The organism is Mesorhizobium sp. M0960 (assembly GCF_040319055.1).
In the GTDB taxonomy this organism is placed as follows: Bacteria; Pseudomonadota; Alphaproteobacteria; order Rhizobiales; family Rhizobiaceae; genus Mesorhizobium.
This window is the reverse complement of record NZ_JAMYNN010000005.1, coordinates 127,049-145,970: the sequence shown is the minus strand read 5'-3', so window position 1 is coordinate 145,970 and position 18,922 is coordinate 127,049. Positions and strand designations below refer to the sequence as shown.

Sequence of the window (18,922 nt, the reverse complement as noted above, 5' to 3'; positions counted from 1 at the left end):
TCCCCGACCGTTTCCGGTTGCGACAGCGCGTCTAGGCCTGTCGCGACGGCGGTGCTTACGCCTGCGCCTTCGTATGCCCCACAACCACCCTGCCCTCGCCGGCCTGGTTGGTGACAGCCCGGATACTCTCATAAGCCTTGGAACGCTCGAGCAAACTCATGACCTGCCGGTCCTGGCCAAGCCCAACCTCGAAAAGCAGGATGCCTCCGCGCCGCAAATAACGCGGCGCGTCCTTGAGCACTCGCATATGGATGCTCAGACCGTAGGGTCCGGCTGCGAACGCTTCACGCGGCTCGAGCTCGACCAAATGCGAACGATCGCCCTCGAGCCGTTTTTCCGAAATATAGGGCGGGTTGCAAACGATCACGTCGATCGTGCCGTCAAGCTCCAAGCCGGAGAAGGCGCCGAACAAGTCGCCCTGAAGCACCGTTACCCGCTCCTCCATATCAAGATGGGTGACGTTGCGGCGCGCGACCTCCACGCATCCGTCGGTAAGATCGCTTGCCCACACGCGCGCGGTGGGAGCGTGGTGCGCGATGGCGCACGCCAGATTGCCCGCCCCACAGCACATGTCGACAACGCGAGGCACCGGCAAGTTCAGTTGGCTCAGAACATCGAGAGCGGCGTTGCCGAGCAGTTCCGTTTCCGGCCGAGGAACAAGCGCACCGGGCGAGACCAGCAGCTGCAATCCCATGAAGGTGCTGCGGCCCCTGCCGTAGGCGTCGGCAACATTGATCTCTTCGCTCACGACACTCGCCTCCCCGTTTTAGCCGGCGTTGGTGGCCGACAATTGCGTTCCGATGAAGTGTATCTCAAAACCGTTTAACTCTCGATCGACAAAATCAAAACCCATCCGTCCCCAGACGCTTCGACGCCTTGATGCTACAAAGATGACCATAAGCTTCTGCGCTGTGTCATGATTAGGAATATCTCCTTACCAGACCCGGTTATCCCCAGCCTGGCGAGCCAGTTGCCGAATTCTCAGCCTGGCGTCACGATTTTGCTACATTTTAATCAAAGAAGGCACATATGTAAGCAATTCGTAATGTTCCAGCAGCGAAGGGCGGAGCTGCTGCTTCCCGGAAGGTTAAAGTTTGTCCCTCATCGAAAGAACCGACGAGATTGCGCGGCAATTTCGCGTCAAAGAGCGCATATCATGAAGTCAACCAAAGGGCGCTCGCTCGATCTACGATCCGCGATGTTCGGCTGTGTGCACGGCCTCGTTGGCGTAGGCGTTTTCTCCGCATTGATAAATATCCTCGCCTTGACCGGCTCCGTCTACATGCTCCAGGTCTACGATCGCGTGCTGCCTTCGCAGAGCGTGCCGACTCTTGTCGGATTTACAGTCGGGATGCTGGGACTTTACGCGGCCTACGGGCTCCTCGATTTCGTGAGGCTTCGCCTGTTGGTCCGCATCGGCAGCCGCCTGCATAGAAATCTGCAGCAAAAGGCGTTCGCAGCCTCGCTTTCCCTGCCCCTCGTTGCCGGGCCGGATGCGAACCGGGTACATCCGCTTCGTGATCTGGACCAGCTACGTGGCTTTCTTTCCGGACTGGGCCCGACAGTCTTATTCGACGCTCCCTGGATACCATTTTATATGGTGGTCATCTATCTGCTGCACCCTGCGCTTGGCGTGCTGGCAACGCTCGGCGCATGCGCCGTTGTGCTTTTGACGGTGGCTGCGGAGATCATCGGCCGCAAACCTGCGGCTCGTGCGTCTGAAACACTCGTTGCGCAGCGGCTTCTGGCCGATTCCGGCCGCCGCAACGCAGAGGTTGTTCAGGCTATGGGCCTGTCCGCCCCGCTTAGCCGGCGCTGGAACGAGGTCAGTCATCTTTATCTGAAGAACCAGGAACGGCTCTCCGACGTCGTTGGCGCAGCGAGCTCACTGTCGAAGACGCTCCGAATGGCCTTGCAATCATGCGTGCTGGGGCTTGGTGCCTACCTCGTGATCGGGGGCGAGGCCTCGCCGGGTGTGATCATAGCGTCGTCCATATTGCTGGGCCGCTCACTGGCGCCGGTCGATGTGGCGATCGCAAATTGGAGAGGGTTTCTGGCAACCCGCAAAAGCTATTCCGAGCTGGCGGCAGCGCTGGATGCTTTTGATAGCCAGCAAGAGCCAATGGAACTGCCACGCCCCAAGGCGGAGCTTGCGGTCGAGGAATTGACGGTCGCGCCACCAAGTCTGCAGAAGCCAACAATCTTCAATGTAAGCTTCCGCTTGGCGAGGGGCGCAGGGTTGGCGGTCGTCGGCCCGAGCGGCTCCGGCAAGACCACGCTCGTGCGCGCTTTGGTCGGGGCATGGAAGCCGCTTCGAGGAACGGTAAGATTGGACGGCGCCTCGCTCGATCAGTGGAATTCAGAGCTGCTCGGCATTCATATTGGCTACCTGCCGCAGGACGTTGAGCTGTTCGACGGCACGATCGCCGACAACATTTCAAGGTTCGGCGGCAAAAGCGACGCAAGGGGCGTGTTGGCAGCTGCCAAAGCTGCGGGCGTGGACAAGATGATCATGCGTCTTCCGCAGGGTTTTCAAACACGCATCGGAGAAGGCGGCGCAGCCCTGTCGGCTGGGCAGAGGCAGCTCGTCGGACTTGCCAGGGCACTTTACGGTGATCCATTCCTCGTCGTTCTTGACGAACCAAATTCCAATCTGGATGCAGACGGCGATGCTGCTTTGGCCGGCGCGATCCTGGCAGTGCGTCAGCGCGGCGGTATCGTGATCGTCGTTGCGCATCGCCCCTCCGCTCTCGTCAACATCGATCAGGTACTCGTCCTGTCGAACGGGATGCTCCATTCGTTCGGTTCGCGCGAAGACGTTCTGGCAAATGTGATCCGGCCCTTCCCGCGTCCGGACAAGCCAAACATTGTCGTTCCGCTGCAGCACGGTGCAAGCGGGCATGCGTGAGGTATTGCTTAGTGTCTAACGTGACCATGTCGTCATATGCTGCGGTCGCTGGCGAAGGCCAGCCGACCGGGGCGAAGCCAGAGCCGGATGGCATTCGAGCCAATTTACCCTGGGGCAATCTGCTCCGGAGCCTGGCAGAACATTCTCGTTCCGCTGCACAGAGGTGCAGCCGGGCATATGTGAGGTATCGCTCTACTGTTACCGTGTCGCCATACGCCGCGCCCGGTGGCGAAAGCCGTTCGTTGGAAACGAAGCCGGATCCGGATGGCATCCGGGCCAATCTGCTCTTGGGCTTGGCAACCAGCTTGCTGTTGATCTTTGGCGGAGGGCTGTGGTTGGGATTGACCAAGATTGCCGGCGCGGTGATTGCGCCTGCAACTGTGGTGGTCGAAAGCAACATAAAAAAAGTCCAGCATCAAACCGGCGGCACCATCGGCGGAATCTTCGCGCAGGACGGCGATCACGTGAAGGCCGGCGACGTGTTGGTCAGGCTGGACAACACATTGACCCGAGCAAACCTGCAGATAATCACCGAGGACCTCAATCGAGCCACCATTCGTCTGGCCCGGCTGGAAGCCGAGCGCCAGGGTCTGCCGGAAATGCAGATCCCGCCTGGCCTTCGGGTTCAAATGGGTGACCCGCAAGTGGCGGCGCTTGTCAGTGGCGAACGTGCCTTGTTCGAAAGCCGTGCTGCGGCGCTGGCTGGCCAGAAGGCACAATTGCAAAGCCGCGCGAAGCAGCTGGAACGTCAGATCGATGGCCTCAAATCGCAGCAGTCTGCGACGGATGAGTCTCTGGATCTGCTGACCAAGAACCTTGCTGACGTTGAATCTCTCTACGCAAAGAAGTTGGTCTCCAAGGAGAGGTTGAGCACTGTCAGCCTGGAGAAGACCCGGACTCGCGGCGAATCGGGACGCCTTGTCGCAGCGATAGCGGAGGTACAAGCTCACATCAGTGAAACGGACCTGCAGGTGCTTCAGCTCGACGAACAAATGCGGAGCGACGTGACCAACGAACTTCGCGAAACGGAAGCCAAGCAGACCGAACTCAGTGAGCGCAAGGTGGTGGCCGAAGACGAGCTCGGCAGGACAGACATTCGCGCCCCGCAATCAGGCACGGTACAAGAATCCTCGGTCCACACCGTCGGAGGCGTGATTGGCGCCGGAGAGGTGCTCATGATGATTGTGCCCGATTCCGACAACCTTGTCGTAGACGCTTCCATTCCTCCGTCGCGCATTGATGAGATCCATCCCGGACAGCAGGTGTCGATCCGCTTTCCGGCGTTCGACGCCGGCACTACACCGGCTTGCGAAGGCTCGGTCAACCGCGTCTCCGCAGATCTGATCAAGGATCAGCAACGTCAGCTTTCCTATTTTTCGGCGCGCATCGATGTCAAGAACGAAGCGACCTGCCTGACAGGAGAGAAAATCCTCAAACCGGGCATGCCCGCCGAAGTCCATATAAGAACCGACGAGCGCAGTGTCTGGTCCTACTTGATGAAACCTCTTACCGACCAATTTTCCAGAGCTTTCAGGCAGTAAGCGGCTGCCAACCCAGTGGCGGCCGCTTGGCTCGAGGCGCAGCCGATCTATCGGATCGCCGCGCTCTCGAGAGCGCTGCTGAACCTTACCTCGATCGTGTCTCCCGGCATGACCTCGGTGTCTTCTTGGGCCGGCTGTTTCCGCCATTCTTCGCCGACCCTGCGAACGATCGTGACCTCGGCTTGGATCGTCTCACCGGCAACCGGCAACGGCAGGGCGGCAGCTCCCGTGGGCTGCAACTTCTGGCTGGCGGCGCGAAGTCTTGCATTGATGTCGGCAAGACGCACATTGGTATCTTTCAACTCAGTCAGCAGACCTATCCTTCTTTGGTTGTCATTGCGTTCGTGCTGTCTGGCAAAATCAGCCTGCTGACGTCGTGCTCTCATAAGTTCAACCGACGTTTCGAGTGCCCGGCTGGAAGAGAGTACCAAAGCGCGCCGGACGTCGGCGAGCCGGTTATTGGTGAGATTTCCGGACTCAAACGCTTTCCTTACGCGCGCCAGCTCGTCTTCGTCCGCCTTCACGCCATCCGCTTCGGCCTGCTCGCGTTTGAGCAAGGTCTCGGTTTGTGCAGCGGCATCCTTGCCACTTTTATCGAGAAAGCTCTGCTCTTGCTGGAAGTTGTCCAACGAGAGCTTCAGCCCTTCTGCTTCGGCCTGGGCGATCGCCGATGCAAAAACTGCCGGCAAGGGCGATCCTTGTGGTGGCTGCATGTCGAAGCTCGATTTGCCCTGAAGTTCGGCGCGAATGCGGGCGCTGTGATAGTAGTCTCTCGTGTATTCCCCCCAAAGCGATTCGTAATCGCGCCGCAGATCCACCGGATCGGGGCCAACCTGGTTTGCCCGGGACCGCAAAAGGCTGAAACCACCTGACACGGCAATCGCCTGCCGCACGGTCATCAGCGGCCGGTAGGCCTGCTGTCCGGGAGTGAGCACATCCCCTGTCACATAGATCGGCCGATATTCTGCGACCACGGCGGTCACGTCTGTCGGCTTGATGACGATCATTTGCTCCCGCCCGTCAGGCAGACGATGGTGGAATATCTTGGTTGGCAGGATCGTCTGCATGCGTGTTTGCAGTTCGGCCGGGCTTAGGCCGCCCACCGAAACCATCCCGACTTCGGGAAGCGCGATCGTGCCGTCCATCTGGACCACGGCACGTTGCGTTCGCTCCGGGATGGAGGCAATTCCTATCTCGACGGTGTCGCCGGCGGAAAGTCGATAGGCGACCTGCGCTTCCGCTGCAGCGGCCGTATCCATGGCAGCCAGCATGCCGAGCACGACAAGAAGGATTCGGTTAACAAGGACCATTGGTGACAATCTCCTTCTGGTTCGAATCCAGCGACAACGGCGGAGCCAATCCACCCAGGCGAAAGCTCATGTCATGTAACCCATCTCATGGCGCACCCGGCCTTCGCTGAGGCGTCCCTGCCACCATCCGATGGTCCGCTCCAACCCTTCGCGCAGGCTGGTCTGGGCGCGCCATCCAGTCTTGCTTTCGAGGAGCGAAGAATCAGCCAGCAAGGCACGCACCTCTGAATTCTGCGGCCGCAGGCGGCGCTCGTCGCGGTGAATTGGTTTCTTGCAGCCACTCAACTCGACCACCAGATCCAATATGTCCGAGATCGTCACGGCGCGCTGGCTTCCGGCATTGTAGGCATGGCCAAATTCGAGCTCGGCCGAACCTGCGGTCAAAAACGCCGCCGCAGTGTCTTCCACGAAAGTAAGATCGCGGATCGGGCTGGTGTCTCCCACCATGATCGCCGAGCATTTCTTGTCGAGAGCCTGACGTATGATGGTCGGTACGATGGCCCGCTCGCTCTGGCGTGGGCCATACGTATTGAAGGGCCGCATGATGACCACGGGGACGTCGAACGATCTGGCGTACGACTCCGCCATCATGTCCGCACCGATCTTGGATGCCGAATATGGTGACTGTCCCTGCAACGGGTGTGATTCGCTGATGGGCATTGTCAGCGCGGTGCCATAAACCTCGCTTGTCGAGGTGTGCACCACCCGCTCCGTCTCCCATTGCCGCGCCGCTTCGAGGACGTTGACCGTGCCCAGGATGTTGGTTTCTACATAGGACTGGGCCGCGGCATACGAATATGGGATCGCGATCAGTGCGGCGAGATGAAACACCACCGCCTGGCCACGCACGATCCGGTTAAGGAACGCGCTGTCACGAACATCACCGCGGATCAGGTTCAGCTGGCTTCGAATGGTGTCCGGCAAATCGTCCAGCCAGCCGTGGCTGTCGAACGAATTGTAGAGAGCCAGCGCAGTGACGTCCGCGCCGCTACGGACGAGTGCTTCGGTGAGATGCGACCCGATGAACCCATCGGCACCGGTAACCAGAACTTTCCTGCCCTTGTATGCCATGACCCAAGCGTTCCCCCTATGACGTGAGGCACTGACTTTGCAAATCCACGAGAGCGCGGGTATTCCACCTGCTCTCACGTTCCGATCGGAGGCGGCGAAACGACGCCAAGCACCGCCAGCAAGCCGCGCACCATCCAGACGACATCAGAGACGATCGTGCGCTGCGGATAATAGGAAAGGTCGAGCCTGGCCTTGGCAGGAAACAGAACCTGGCGGTAGAACAATAGCGGGTCCACGGATCGCGGATAAAAATGCGCTTCATTCCGGAAGAGAACCTGGGCCGGACCCAACAAGCCTGGCTTGTATTGTAAAATGTCCTCAAAGCCCCCGCGAAAACAATCGGCAAAGGCAAGGCTCTCCGGGCGTGGACCGATGATTGCCATCTCGCCTCTGAAGACATTCCATAGCTGCGGCAGCTCGTCGAATTTGGTGGCGGCGAGGAACCGCCCGATTGGCGTCATGCGGCTGTCATCGGCCATGGTCAGCGCCAGGCCACCGGGATCGCATCGCACTCTGAATTTGCGGAATTTGTACATGCGGAATGGGCGAGCACCGGCCCCGACGCGGGTCTGCGTAAAGAAGATTGGCCGACCGCCTTCCAGCAGCAGCGCCAGGGCAATCAGCAGCATCAGCGGAGCGAAGACGATCGCCGCGGCTGCAGCAATGACGAGATCGATTGCTCGTCTCACAGCCCCATGGGCGGCGCTCGAGACGTTAGGCCGGTGAATGGCTAGGTCCAGGGCATTCATGCGGCTGTTCCTGTCTGAGCGCAGTTATTGACCGCCGCGGCAAGAGCGACCACTACCGTTTCGACCAAAGGTGCGGTGATCTGCGGATGCAGCGGTACAGTGAGTTCGCGCTGGGCGAAATCTTCCGTGCGCGGTAAATGAGTACCGGGAATGAGCTCACGATAGAGCGTCATCTGGTGCACCGGCGGGTAGTGGATAGTGGTTTGTATCCCTTGCGCGCGCAGTGCGTCGATGACGTCTTGCCTGTCGGCGTAACGCGGCAAAAGGATAGGCATGATGTGGTAGGCCGACGTCCGCGGCTCGTGGAACGGGATGGTCACGGCCGGGCAATGCTTCGCGATGAGACGGCGATACAGCATCACTAGGATACGCCTGATCTCATTCCACTCCTGCAGATTTTGCAGCTGGACCAATCCGATCGCAGCCCGCAATTCATCCATGCGATAATTGAATCCGAGCATGGTGACATCATACTGCGGGGTGCGGCTGTTCAGCCTTTGACGTGTCCCGGTGGTCATCCCATGTCCACGCGCCTGGCGGATCGTCTCGAGCAGACCGGCATCCCTGGCAATCACCGCCCCGCCTTCCGCCGTGGTCATGTTCTTGTTGCCGTAGAAGCTGAAGGCGGCCGCGGCACCAAATGTCCCCACCTCCTTCAGGCCGGGCGCATGCGCCGCGTCCTCGACGATATGCAGCCCACGGGCACGGGCGAACTTCTGCCATTGTTCCCGATCGGCGAGGTAGCCGGCGAAATGGACGAGAATGACTGCCTTGGTGCGGGCCGTGCATTTCGCTTCGGCTTCCGCGATGGACATCAGCGGCACATCGACCGACTCGATGTCGACGAAAACGGGGGTCGCACCAACATAGAGGACCGCATTTGCGGTCGCCACGAAAGTCAAGGATGGGACCAGCACCTCGTCGCCCGGGCCGATACCAAGTGCGTGCAAAATGAGATGAAGCGCTGCGGTACAAGAACTGACCGCGACGCAATCCTCCGCACCATGCACGTCGGCAAAGGCTTGTTCGAAGGCTCGTACCTGCTCCCCCATGGTCAGCCAGCCGCTGTCGATGACCTTGGTCAAAGCAGTCTTCTCCGGCACACCCAAGATCGGGGCACTGACCAAGAGCATCACAACCTCCTAGACTGATAACTGTGGGAACCGCGCTGGTGACTTCATCATGCAGCCGTCGCAGTGACCTCGATCGAGGCCGACTGGTCTTCCCAGGAAATGGTCTGTGCGTTCTGAAAGTCGTCGACGCGCCCGATATCGAGCCAGAGACCTTCATGCTTGTACACGTGCACGGTTGTGCCGTTCTGCATCATCTGGAGCATCAGGTCGTCGAACCCAAAGGGTATGCCGGACGGGATGAACTGCAGAACGTCTGGATTCATGCAGTAAATCCCCATGCTGACCAGATGCGACAGCGTCGGTTTCTCGCGAAAGGTCTGCACGGTATTGTCGACTTCGTCGATGACGCCGAAATCCATCTTGATCAGGCGACAGGCTGTTGCGATCGTCACTGGATCGGTGTGCTTACGGTGCGCTGCTACAAATCGACTGAGGCTTAGATCCGTAAGGACATCGCCATTGAGAACGATGAATGGCTCCGTCAGTTCGTCCCTGATCAAAGACAATGGCCCGATGGTGCCCAGCGGCTCCATCTCCTGCGTGTATCGAATTTTCAGGTTCCACTGCGAGCCATCTCCACACACGGTGCGGATCAAGTGGCCGAGATACCCGGTTGTAATATAGACTTCCTGAATACCGTTGCGTCGCAACCATTTCAGAAGCATCTCGAGAACCGGCCGTGCGCCAATCGGCATGAGCGGCTTCGGCAAGATCGAAGTGAAGGGGCGGAGGCGTGTTCCCATTCCACCACATTGAATCACCGCTTTCATCCTGGTCCTCCCTTGTTCATTCGGCCTGAACGCCATCGTCACGGGCCGGTTATCCTACCCTGGTCAGCACCCGGGAAACGCGTTCTTGTCCCCTCAGAAGAACCGGTGAGATTTCCCGTAGAAGACCGGTGAGATTTCCCCACCGATCCCTGATCCGGACATTGCATCTGGATGGTATGTGGCCGTCGGGGTGGATGTCGTCGTGCATTCGAATGGTAACAATTCAGCCGTTTTGCTGTTCTATACCTACAGACCTATGGCAGTGCTGAACGACCAGCCGGTCTGTCAGCTTTCCAAGAGGTCAGAACACATGTTCGACGACGTTCGGCGGGTTTCGCTCATAAGGGGCAAAAAAAGAGGAGCGTTTCCCGTCATTTAAGATTATATTAGAAATCTGGCGTTTGCGGCGTTGGGGTGCCGCGGCGTCGGCTGGATGAATCGACGAGTGAATGGCTACGACTTTCAGGCCCATCACCGTTCAATCCATTCAGATACGCGTTGGGGTAGTTCAATGTATCGAATCGTCATCGCCGACGATCACGGCTTGTATCGTCGTGGCTTGCGATTGGCACTGACCGCAGGCATTCCAGGTGTGGAGATATTTGAAGCGTCTTGTTTCGACGCGGTGCTCAGTTTGCTGGCAGAGCAATCGTTCGTGGATCTTGCGATCCTGGACCTGAATATGCCGGGCCTGTTCAATCAGGAGGTGCTCGGCGGGATCCTGTCCGCCTATCCGGACACGCGATTTGCGATCGTTTCCGGAAACGATTCACGCTCGGAAATACTCACGGCTCTTTCGATCGGGCTTCACGGCTACATCGTAAAGTCGCAGACGGACGAAGAGGTCGTTTTGGCTGTCAATGAAATCCTCTCCGGCCGCATCTATGTTCCTGCACTTCTGTCACGCCCGGGTGCAACGCAAACAACCCACGCGCATACACACTCCGAGAAAGGCCCACAGCGACGTACCACAGGCCTCAACCTTGGCAGGCTGACCTCGAGGCAAAAGGAAGTCCTCAAGCTGATGGCGGAAGGCTATTCAAACAAGGAAATTGCTCGCGACCTGGAAATCGCAGAGGCGACCACGAAAATCCACGCTGCTGCGGTCCTGCGTGAGTTGGGGGTACGCAATCGGACAGAAGCTGCGGTTATGCTGAAGACATGGCTTTCGAGACATGCCAGCTAGAGCGCCGCGCGTCCTTTTGGACATGCAAACGGCGCCCAAGGTTTCATGCATATACTGCATATACCGAAACTGCGCTGCGGCCTTTGGCCAACGACATCCCTGGAAAAGAACCTAAGCGCATCTCCAAGGCCATTCAGCGCGACGCGTCTTTTAGGTATCTGCTTTTCGATCGGAGCACTGCACTAGGATCCGATTTCCTTGCGTGACAGCCGCAGCGAATACCGCAACCCGTGGTCAGTCATTTCCAGTTTGGGAGAGTGACCGACAAGCGGCGCTCCATCTACTCCGATTATCATGGAACCGAAGCCATGACGGACTACGCTCGAGGTCCGCCGCCGTCCCGATTCCACCCACTCGAACACGATCTCACTGCCTGTGTCTTCAGGTGCAAATGTCCAGCTTACGTCGATCCGGCCTTTTGGATCGCCAAGCGCTCCATATTTCATGGAATTGGTGGCAAGCTCGTGGACGATCATTGCAAAACTCTCGGCGGCCCCTCCCGACATCACCACGGAAGGACCGCTGACCGATATGGCGCGTGTTCCCATATATGGTTGCAACTCTTGAGCAACGAGATCGTTTAGCGCCCCCGATACGCTGCCGTTGCGTGAAAGAAGCAGATGGGTTGCCTCGAGCGCGCGTATCCGGTCGATCAGCATTTCCTTGTATTTGGCAACATTGTTTCCAGGAACATCGACCATTTTCACGAGCGCCGTGATCACCGCGAAAACGTTGCCGAACCTGTGGCGTTGTTCGAGCATAATGCGCTCCCGCTTCTTTGCCGCGGCGCGCAGCAGCGTGGTTTGTCGTCTCTCGCTCAGGTCGGCAGCCACTCCAAGCCGCTGTCCTCCATCACCCTGTCTTTCCTCCCTTCCGCGCAGGGCAACCCAGCGGATATGCCCGTCGGGTCGGCGGACGCGTATCTCAACATCGTAATTCATGACCGATGATGCGGACTTGCTCGATGCCGCCAGCTTTGGCCAGTCCGCCGGATGAACGACAGCTGATAGTTCCTCCAAACTGCGGCTATTGGCCTGGGCCAAGCCGAGAACGTCCCAGAACGTGTCCGAGCCTGTGACTGTCCCGTCTTTAAGGTCGATCCGCCACGTGGCCAAGCGTCCAGCAGACAGAGCGAGGTCTAGCCATTCCTTCTGAGCCCGAAGCGCTTCGTGAACAGCTCGTCGTTCCGAAATATCGTCGACCACCACGAAGATGCTCTCCGAGAGTCCCCCCTCGGGCACGGACGAAGAAAGCGTTAGCCTGGCCCAGAATGCCGTACCGTCCTTTCTTAAAAGACGGACCTCCGAAACGAACGAAGCAATGTCGTTGCCTAGGCTCGCCAACAATTGCGCCAAGGTGTCCCGGTCGTTCGGGTGGGCGAGCGTATCGAGCTGCAATTGGGCAAGCTCCTCCTCCTTGTACCCGGTCATCTCACAAAGGCGTCTGTTGGATTGCAGCAACTCACCTTTCTCGTTGGTGTTCGCGAATCCCATGGCAGCACGTTCGAAGGCCCAACGATAGCGGCTTTCGGTCGCCTCGACGGCAGCGAGCCTGGCCTCCGCGACTTCTAGCAGCTCACGCAAGTCCTGCCGCAGGCGATGGAACGTCATGGCAATCACCCCACCCGAAACCAGAAGCAGGATTGCGCGTGCCCAATCGCCATTTGAAATCTGATCGTATCCTCGCGCCCAAAGGCCGACCGCCACCATCAGAATGGTCGCAGCGAGCGCAGGCACACGATCTTCGAGATAAGCGATAATAATAATAGCCGGAACAAATTCCAGAAAACTGGCGCCTTGCCCAATATAGGCTGACGATTTTATTTCAAATATCAGCGTGGCAGCTAGTACGGATGCAGAGGCAATATGAGTTAGCAATCTGCCCGACGGGTTCGAATTCGACCTGCGCGACTGCGAGCTCATGGACACAGACTACAACCTTCTGACTAGCCCGTCGAGACTAGAGCAAAAAACGTACAGCTTAGTACCACTGCCGGATTGCCATACCGCTATCATAGCGCGCATTTTATCGGATGCAGCAGGGGCTATGAGCTGCCTTAGAACTGTCAGATCATATTGAGTTTTCAAGGTGGTGATGAACACGTTATCCGTCAGCGCATAGAAGACTAGAATCCATCTAAACATAAAAGATTATCCGAATCCCGAATACTTATTTTCGGGCCTGTGTGAAACTTTGGGTTAGGGGTAGAAAATGAATCTGATCGATAGACATGTTGATGCTTCTTCGGGCGGTAGGTACATTGCTACGAGGACCAAGTACGATTTTGACGCGCGGAATACGCGACCCTCTTCTGGTCACCTTCCCGATCGCGCATCGGATCCATTGGACGCAAGGCTCGGGGAACCAAAAGGCCGCAGTCTGGAATCCATAACCGGCGTGCTTGATCGCATTGGCTGTGGCTATCTCGTGCTGAATCGCGAAAGAAAAGTAGTCGAGTGGAACGCAGCCGCCCAAACCACGCTTGAGCGCCAGGGCGAAGCGGCTGACACGGCGAGCGGGCTTACGGCCGCCCTAAGGCGGCTGATCGCGAATGTTCCGGGCCAATTCCTGCCGGGCTCGTTATCCTGGGTGGTAATCCGCAGCAGGGGCGACCGGCCGGTGATACTGAACGAGAACGGAGTTATTGCTCCCGACGGAACGAGCATCGTGGCGTTGCTGGACCGGGACAACAGGTCGGGGCCAAATCCTCGCACGTTGCAAAGAATGTTTGGCTTGACGAGCGCAGAAACGCACCTCGCCTTGCGTTTGGCTCAGGGCGACGCACCTTTGGAGATCGCTCGCAGCTGGCGTCTCAGCCGCACCACGATCCGTTCCCAGCTTGCCTCGCTGTTCGCCAAGACCGAAACGAAACGCCAGGCGGAACTGGTGGCCCTTCTTGGGCGTATTTCGGTCCTGCCATAAGGGCCCGCCACTTAAATGCAATCGCCGGACGTCGGCGTCCGCCCGGGATCCAGACGACGCAATTTGGAGTGTCATGATTTGGCAGGTCGTGCATCGCGTTGCGCGGTTCGTGGCACCGACGTTGCCTGAACTCCACCAGGTTCGATGCGCTGACGTAAATATCGGAAGCTGGAATCTCGGACCGGCAATTCGGTACTGTCGAATGGAATTCGAAAGGCGACAAGTTGGACAACGATCTATGCAGCGAGTCTGTCCTTGCCGCAACGGAGAAGGTGGAAATCGCCCGATCGCGTTCGGATCAAGCGGTGAAGAGACTTGCACGGACAGGACCGATCGTCGTCACCGGCGCAGCAGGTTTCATTGGTTTTCACGTGGCCTCGCGGCTTTTGCGTCTGGGTGTCAAAGTCGTGGGCGTCGACAATTTCACACCCTATTACGATCTGCGGCTCAAGGAAGCGCGGTTTGCACGCCTCTGTAGCGAGGCGGAGTTCACGCCGATACGAATGGATCTGGCGGATGCCGCGCGCGTTCAGTTGCTGTTTTCAAACGTTCGCCCCTCACACTTTGTCCATCTCGCGGCTCAGGCCGGCGTGCGTCATTCAATTGTTGACCCGCACGCCTACGTGCAATCGAACATAGTGGGGTTTCTAAACGTCCTTGAGGGCTGCCGGCATTACGGCGTCAGTCATCTCGTCTACGCCTCCTCGAGCTCCGTCTACGGCTTAAATCGAACCATACCGTTTTCCGAGCACCACGGCGCCGATCATCCCGTCAGCTTCTACGCCGCCACCAAGCGTTCGAATGAATTCATGGCGCATTCCTACAGCCATTTGTTCGACCTGCCCGTGACGGGACTGCGCTTCTTTACCGTTTATGGCCCCTGGGGCAGGCCCGACATGGCAGTCTATTTGTTCACGCGCGCGATCATCGAGGGCAAGCCAATCGAAGTAGCCAATGCCGGCCGCGTCTGGCGAGACTTCACCTATATCGACGATATCGCTGAGGGCGTGGTTCGGGCACTCGCTGCACCGCCGCGGCCCGATCCGAATTGGGACCCTTGCACCGCCGACCCTGCTACAAGTTCCGCGCCGTGTCGCGTCTACAATATCGGCAACGACCGGCCCGAGGAAATCAACCGGCTGATTTCGATCATCGAGACCGCCCTTGACAGCCGGGCGCTTCGCGTGGATGTGCCGTTGCCGCCTGGCGACGTTCTGGAGACGCGCGCCGACGTCAGCGATCTCCGCAAGGCCGTCGGCTTCGCCCCGGCGACACCGCTTGAGGACGGAGTGCAACGCTTTGTCGAATGGTACCGGGACTTTCATGGAACGGATGCCGCGGTCAGCATACGGCAACAAACGTCGGTGAATGATGAGGCCACAGTGTAGGCCGCGCCTTGTCGGGCAACGATCTGCCACTCGGCAAATTTGAGATTTCGCATTTTTTTCGGACAGAGAATAAAGCGAGTGTCGGCCCCAAAGCCGCCCCCGCCAGCCTCTATCCGACACAATCTTGGACTCGAAATTCCTGAACGCTGATGCCGTCGAGTATCGGGCGCGATAACATCAGATCAGCGCAGGAACCAATGAGGCGGCTGGCCTTCGACTGCGCGCGTTCTGAGCGACGCCAGCGCAAAGATCAGCCCAGGGATAATTTTCAGCCGTTTGCTGATATAAATCGACATCGCCACATTCCAAATCGCCAACGCAAGCGCGAGGCCCACTGCGGCGCCCGGCGCGCCGTAGAGTGCAATTCCTGCGGCACAGCCCATGATGCTGGCCGCGGCGCCGGCGATCATGGTTGCGGCTGCCGCCCATTCGTTTCCAGTCATCATCAAGAGGAGCATCTGGGGTCCGCATAGCGCGACAAAGACATATCCGAGAATGAGTATCCGCGCGACGGGTGCCGCTGTACTGAAATCTCCGCCGAACCAGCTCAACAGAGGTTCAATAATCGCAAGCATCGGGATGGCCATCGCTATGGCGCCGCCAGAGGAAAGTAGGGCGGCCCGTGAAAAAAGCTGCTGCAGAGCCATCCGATCGCCTCGGGCATGAAGGGCGGCCGCTGTCGGCGCAAACATCGTCGAGACAGCGACCAGGGAAAGGCTCACAAGCAATGCGACGTTCAATCCCAAGGCGAAAATGCCCGCTTCGCGAATGTGATGCGTCCAGCCCAGCACCATGACCCCGGCCCGGCTGATGAAAACATCGAGCCCGGCCATGAGCATCATTGGCGGAACCGCGGACCACCATTCCCGCGACTCGTTGCCTGGCTGAACCTGCCGCAAGCCGGGCGGCTGAAATTTTGCCGCCATGATGAACACCAGGCCGACCGTGATGGCTGAACTTGCCAGCACCGCCTGCATCACCAGCGGTGCGTTGGGGGTCCATGATCCGGATAAGACCGCCATTCCCAGCAACGTCAACAATAGGCCGTCGCGCACGATGCGTTCCGGCATGAGGGCCGAGACACCGCCGCCGAAAGCACGAACAAGTGTTGCGCCCAACGCGTAGGCGGTGACCAAAGGCACTGCTGCCATGCCTAGCAGCTGGCTGGTTTGAAGCTCCTTGTGAGAAGAATCCGAAAAGAACAAGACCAAGGCGGCGCCAATGATGCCGAATAGTGTCGCTGCCGCCAGCGACCTTTGCAGAGCAAACCTGATTACCCCGTGTACCAGGTCAAGCCGCCCTTTGGCACTGTAGGCGGAGACGAAACGCAGCAAGGATACATGGAACCCAAGCGTTGCAAGATAGGCAAGCACCGAGGTCCAGGCCAGAACATAGGAGTAGATGCCATAGCTGGTGGAGCCAACGATGCGCGCAATCAATAACTGCGCCAAGCTGGTCAAGCCCGCACCCCCGATATAGACCAAAAGAGCGAAGATGCTGGCATAGCCGAGACCCCGGCCCGTGTCCTCCTTGTGCGGCAAAACCATATTTGTTGGAGCAACGGAGGCCGCAGGGAAGCGGGCGAGCTTCGGATCGCTGCAATCGTCGATGTCTCTTGCGCCGGCGGGCCCAGCTCCGGTCTGCGAACTCTTCGATATTATCTTCCGCTCGACAGACTGACTGCCGCGACGGTCGTTACGCGGAAGCCCGCATGTGACACTCATGATGTTCTCTCGAGCAAGAGATCTGCGCTGTCCCCAAACCGATAGCCAGCGTGTTTCTGTAGATTGACGTGCGTGAGAACGCTGCCTACGGGGACCTGAGCCGTCTCGTCCTCCGTCAGCAGCTGCAGAACACCGCGCGCGATGCTGCGACGCGTCCTGCCCCAGCGAACGGCGAACAGAACCGCGTCAGCCCAGCCCGTCAGTAGCCTGGCCTCAGGTCCTCCAAGTCCCAGCGGTCCATTTATAATGACGACGCTGTAGATTGAGCGCAGCTCATCTGTGACCAGGGATCCGTCGATCATGGACAGCTGCGGCAGCAGATCCTCTGATGGTGCCAGCGCCATGAAGTCGATTCCAATTTCAGGCATTCCCGTGACCGCGTCGTGCAGGGGACAACGGTCGTTCATATAGTCTCCAAAGGATTTATGCGGCCGGAGCGCGCCGAATTCGTTCAGGAACTCGTTCGTGAGGCGGGCCCCCGTGCTGCCAAGATCGAGAAAAAGCACTCGTCCCCCAAGTCGGGTAGCTGCCAACGCCAGGCTCCATGCAAGCTCGGTCTTGCCATCATGCCGGATACTGGACGTTACGAGGATGACGTGCGAAGCGCGGCCCCTCGCCTTGTTGAGTGTCACGGTGACGAGGAGGGAAGTGATGGCTCGGCTGTAGCTGGACTTTCGTTGGCCAAGAACCAGCTGCTGAAGTCGTTTCGCGTGTATTGTGGGCGCTTCCGGTATCAGCCCCAGGCATGGGACCCTGAGCGCGGCTTCAGCTTCGGCCTCGCCGCACAAGGTCTGATTGAGGCGGCTGCGGACCATCACGAAGATCCCGCCAATGAGACCAAACACGATCATGCCGGGCGGAATAAGGAAGATGGGCGGCAGGGTTTTTGGATTCGTCGGCGGCCACGCCGCTGAAAGGATCGAGACTCCGGGCAAGGGGGTTGCGATACGCTGCACCAGATCCTGTTGTTGCGTGAGTAGCTGGTTGTATCGCTGCGTCAAGATGCTGACCTGCGGCTCGAGCGCACGCAAGCCGGAAAGCCGGCCGGCTGTGTCGGCCACCACCGCATCAAGCACATTCTTGCGCCCCTCCAGAGCCGCAATCTGGGCACGGTAGATGTTCGCCTCCGCAGCAATGCGACCAGTGCCTTGTTCGATCTCGCGGTTGATTGCAGTACTCAGGCCCGCATCCGCATTGTCGTTGGCTTGGCGAGCCGCCATGTCGGCCAGTACCGGTGACCCGATCGCTTCGGCGAGCGCCGCGACCGATGCTCCTTCCTTTCGCAAAGCCTCGATGTGTTGAAGGCGAGATTCCGTTGCGGAGAGATCCGCCTTCGACAAAGATATCTGCTGGCTGAGCTCGGCTGTCTCCTTGGCAGCGTTGTCCGCCGCACCTTGATCGACCGCGCCATGGCTCAGCCGATACTTTTCCAGGCGGTCGGTTGCTTTCGCCAAGTCGCTTTGTACGACCGGTAGGCTAGCGACGATCGAGGCGAGTTCCAGTCTGTCTGACGCCCTGCGCTTCTGTGCGAGATCGTCGATGTATACTTGGACGAACGTATTGGCCACAAGGGCGGCTCGCGCCGGATCGTTGTCGGTGAAGCCGACCGTGATCACTCTTGATCGCAGTTCCTGTCCAACCCTCATGCCCTTCCGTAATGCCTTGAGTTCGTCTTCATCGGCGGCCGCCGGCTTGCCCTGCGGCCAAATGCTTTCCAGCAGACCGGCTGCGAAGGTGCGTATGTTCTGCAAGTCGCCGCCGGCCGGAGCGGGGCGTGAATTTCCGGTTACGACATCCCCTTGCTCAGCAATGTTACCAACCTCCGTCTTGCGCAGGGCTGCCACCACGCGACGCAGATGCCCCTGCGAAGAGAGCATGGTTAAGTGGTCATCAATGCTCGCATCCAGCATCTCCTGCGCAGAATCTGCGCCTCCGGGAGCCGCATTCCTGCCAGGAGCATCGACAATCACCTGTGCGGTCGACTCGAACAGGACGGGACGCGCAAAACCCGCAAGCCCAGCCAACACACCGCCCAAAATCACCATTGCAAGCAGGAACCATTTTCTCCTCGCGACGGTAATAAGGAGTTGATGGAAGGGGGTCTGCGCGTCGATCTGTTCGCGCAGGAATGGCCTCATGCGCGGGTTGATCTCGCGCGTCGGCACGTGCATTTCAGTGGCGCGCGGAAGGTGAATGCGGCTGACTATGGAACCTTCCATC

At 58.8% G+C, this 18,922-nt stretch carries 14 protein-coding genes; 5 read left to right on the top strand and 9 right to left on the bottom strand.

Going from position 1 to position 18,922, the window contains the following annotated elements; genetic code table 11:
- Window positions 1-55: 55 nt before the first annotated feature.
- A complete protein-coding gene (locus NKH63_RS13080) occupies window positions 56-748 on the bottom strand; it encodes a N5-glutamine methyltransferase family protein (RefSeq protein WP_023718551.1) in 693 nt (230 codons plus the stop codon).
- 408 nt (window positions 749-1,156) lie between these two features.
- Between NKH63_RS13080 and NKH63_RS13075 the strand changes: the two genes are divergently transcribed.
- Window positions 1,157-2,908, top strand: coding sequence for a type I secretion system permease/ATPase (locus tag NKH63_RS13075; protein WP_023718552.1), 1,752 nt, complete (start codon window positions 1,157-1,159; stop codon window positions 2,906-2,908).
- 242 nt (window positions 2,909-3,150) lie between these two features.
- Complete coding sequence (locus NKH63_RS13070) at window positions 3,151-4,449, top strand: HlyD family type I secretion periplasmic adaptor subunit (protein ID WP_245278562.1); 1,299 nt, start codon at window positions 3,151-3,153, stop codon at window positions 4,447-4,449.
- A gap of 47 nt (window positions 4,450-4,496) precedes the next feature.
- Here the strand turns inward: NKH63_RS13070 and NKH63_RS13065 are convergent, their stop codons facing one another.
- From NKH63_RS13065 to NKH63_RS13045, 5 genes are all read right to left on the bottom strand, one after another.
- Window positions 4,497-5,759: a polysaccharide biosynthesis/export family protein gene (locus NKH63_RS13065; protein ID WP_023718554.1), complete on the bottom strand. Its 1,263-nt coding sequence runs from the start codon at window positions 5,757-5,759 to the stop codon at window positions 4,497-4,499.
- 66 nt (window positions 5,760-5,825) lie between these two features.
- On the bottom strand, window positions 5,826-6,830 hold the full coding sequence (locus NKH63_RS13060) for an SDR family NAD(P)-dependent oxidoreductase (protein WP_023718555.1): 1,005 nt from the start codon (window positions 6,828-6,830) through the stop codon (window positions 5,826-5,828).
- A gap of 74 nt (window positions 6,831-6,904) precedes the next feature.
- Window positions 6,905-7,579: a sugar transferase gene (locus NKH63_RS13055; protein WP_031193846.1), complete on the bottom strand. Its 675-nt coding sequence runs from the start codon at window positions 7,577-7,579 to the stop codon at window positions 6,905-6,907.
- The gene (locus NKH63_RS13050; protein ID WP_023718557.1) at window positions 7,576-8,712 is read right to left on the bottom strand and encodes a DegT/DnrJ/EryC1/StrS family aminotransferase; all 1,137 of its coding nucleotides are present in this window, start codon (window positions 8,710-8,712) and stop codon (window positions 7,576-7,578) included. Before NKH63_RS13050 ends, NKH63_RS13055 begins: the two co-directional genes overlap by 4 nt.
- Before the next feature lie 47 nt (window positions 8,713-8,759).
- A complete protein-coding gene (locus NKH63_RS13045; protein WP_031193847.1) occupies window positions 8,760-9,482 on the bottom strand; it encodes a nucleotidyltransferase family protein in 723 nt (240 codons plus the stop codon).
- Between the two features lie 511 nt (window positions 9,483-9,993).
- On the opposite strand from NKH63_RS13045, the gene NKH63_RS13040 reads away from it, so the two are divergent.
- A complete protein-coding gene (locus tag NKH63_RS13040; RefSeq protein ID WP_352484593.1) occupies window positions 9,994-10,668 on the top strand; it encodes a LuxR C-terminal-related transcriptional regulator in 675 nt (224 codons plus the stop codon).
- A gap of 182 nt (window positions 10,669-10,850) precedes the next feature.
- Here NKH63_RS13040 and NKH63_RS13035 read toward each other — a convergent pair whose 3' ends face one another.
- On the bottom strand, window positions 10,851-12,590 hold the full coding sequence (locus NKH63_RS13035) for a sensor histidine kinase (RefSeq protein WP_352484592.1): 1,740 nt from the start codon (window positions 12,588-12,590) through the stop codon (window positions 10,851-10,853).
- Between the two features lie 289 nt (window positions 12,591-12,879).
- Here NKH63_RS13035 and NKH63_RS13030 point away from each other — a divergent pair, with 289 nt between their 5' ends.
- Window positions 12,880-13,590, top strand: a complete 711-nt coding sequence (locus NKH63_RS13030; RefSeq protein ID WP_031193850.1) for a helix-turn-helix transcriptional regulator — start codon at window positions 12,880-12,882, stop codon at window positions 13,588-13,590.
- Between the two features lie 305 nt (window positions 13,591-13,895).
- On the top strand, window positions 13,896-14,978 hold the full coding sequence (locus NKH63_RS13025) for an NAD-dependent epimerase (RefSeq protein ID WP_352484612.1): 1,083 nt from the start codon (window positions 13,896-13,898) through the stop codon (window positions 14,976-14,978).
- Between the two features lie 182 nt (window positions 14,979-15,160).
- On the opposite strand, the gene NKH63_RS13020 is transcribed toward NKH63_RS13025, so the two are convergent.
- The gene (locus tag NKH63_RS13020; protein ID WP_352484590.1) at window positions 15,161-16,702 is read right to left on the bottom strand and encodes a lipopolysaccharide biosynthesis protein; all 1,542 of its coding nucleotides are present in this window, start codon (window positions 16,700-16,702) and stop codon (window positions 15,161-15,163) included.
- On the bottom strand, window positions 16,699-18,921 hold the full coding sequence (locus NKH63_RS13015; protein WP_352917940.1) for a GumC family protein: 2,223 nt from the start codon (window positions 18,919-18,921) through the stop codon (window positions 16,699-16,701). Before NKH63_RS13015 ends, NKH63_RS13020 begins: the two co-directional genes overlap by 4 nt.
- Between the last annotated feature and the right edge of the window lies 1 nt (window position 18,922).

What these genes read in the sequence shown, in the direction of transcription:
- NKH63_RS13075 (WP_023718552.1), top strand. Translation starts at nt 1,157, where the DNA reads ATGAAGTCAACCAAAGGGCGCTCGCTCGATCTACGATCCGCGATGTTC.
- NKH63_RS13040 (WP_352484593.1), top strand. Translation starts at nt 9,994, where the DNA reads ATGTATCGAATCGTCATCGCCGACGATCACGGCTTGTATCGTCGTGGC.
- NKH63_RS13030 (WP_031193850.1), top strand. Translation starts at nt 12,880, where the DNA reads ATGAATCTGATCGATAGACATGTTGATGCTTCTTCGGGCGGTAGGTAC.
- NKH63_RS13065 (WP_023718554.1), bottom strand. Translation starts at nt 5,759, where the DNA reads ATGGTCCTTGTTAACCGAATCCTTCTTGTCGTGCTCGGCATGCTGGCT.
- NKH63_RS13045 (WP_031193847.1), bottom strand. Translation starts at nt 9,482, where the DNA reads ATGAAAGCGGTGATTCAATGTGGTGGAATGGGAACACGCCTCCGCCCC.
- NKH63_RS13035 (WP_352484592.1), bottom strand. Translation starts at nt 12,590, where the DNA reads ATGAGCTCGCAGTCGCGCAGGTCGAATTCGAACCCGTCGGGCAGATTG.
- NKH63_RS13060 (WP_023718555.1), bottom strand. Translation starts at nt 6,830, where the DNA reads ATGGCATACAAGGGCAGGAAAGTTCTGGTTACCGGTGCCGATGGGTTC.
- NKH63_RS13055 (WP_031193846.1), bottom strand. Translation starts at nt 7,579, where the DNA reads ATGAATGCCCTGGACCTAGCCATTCACCGGCCTAACGTCTCGAGCGCC.
- NKH63_RS13015 (WP_352917940.1), bottom strand. Translation starts at nt 18,921, where the DNA reads ATGGAAGGTTCCATAGTCAGCCGCATTCACCTTCCGCGCGCCACTGAA.
- NKH63_RS13020 (WP_352484590.1), bottom strand. Translation starts at nt 16,702, where the DNA reads ATGAGTGTCACATGCGGGCTTCCGCGTAACGACCGTCGCGGCAGTCAG.
- NKH63_RS13050 (WP_023718557.1), bottom strand. Translation starts at nt 8,712, where the DNA reads ATGCTCTTGGTCAGTGCCCCGATCTTGGGTGTGCCGGAGAAGACTGCT.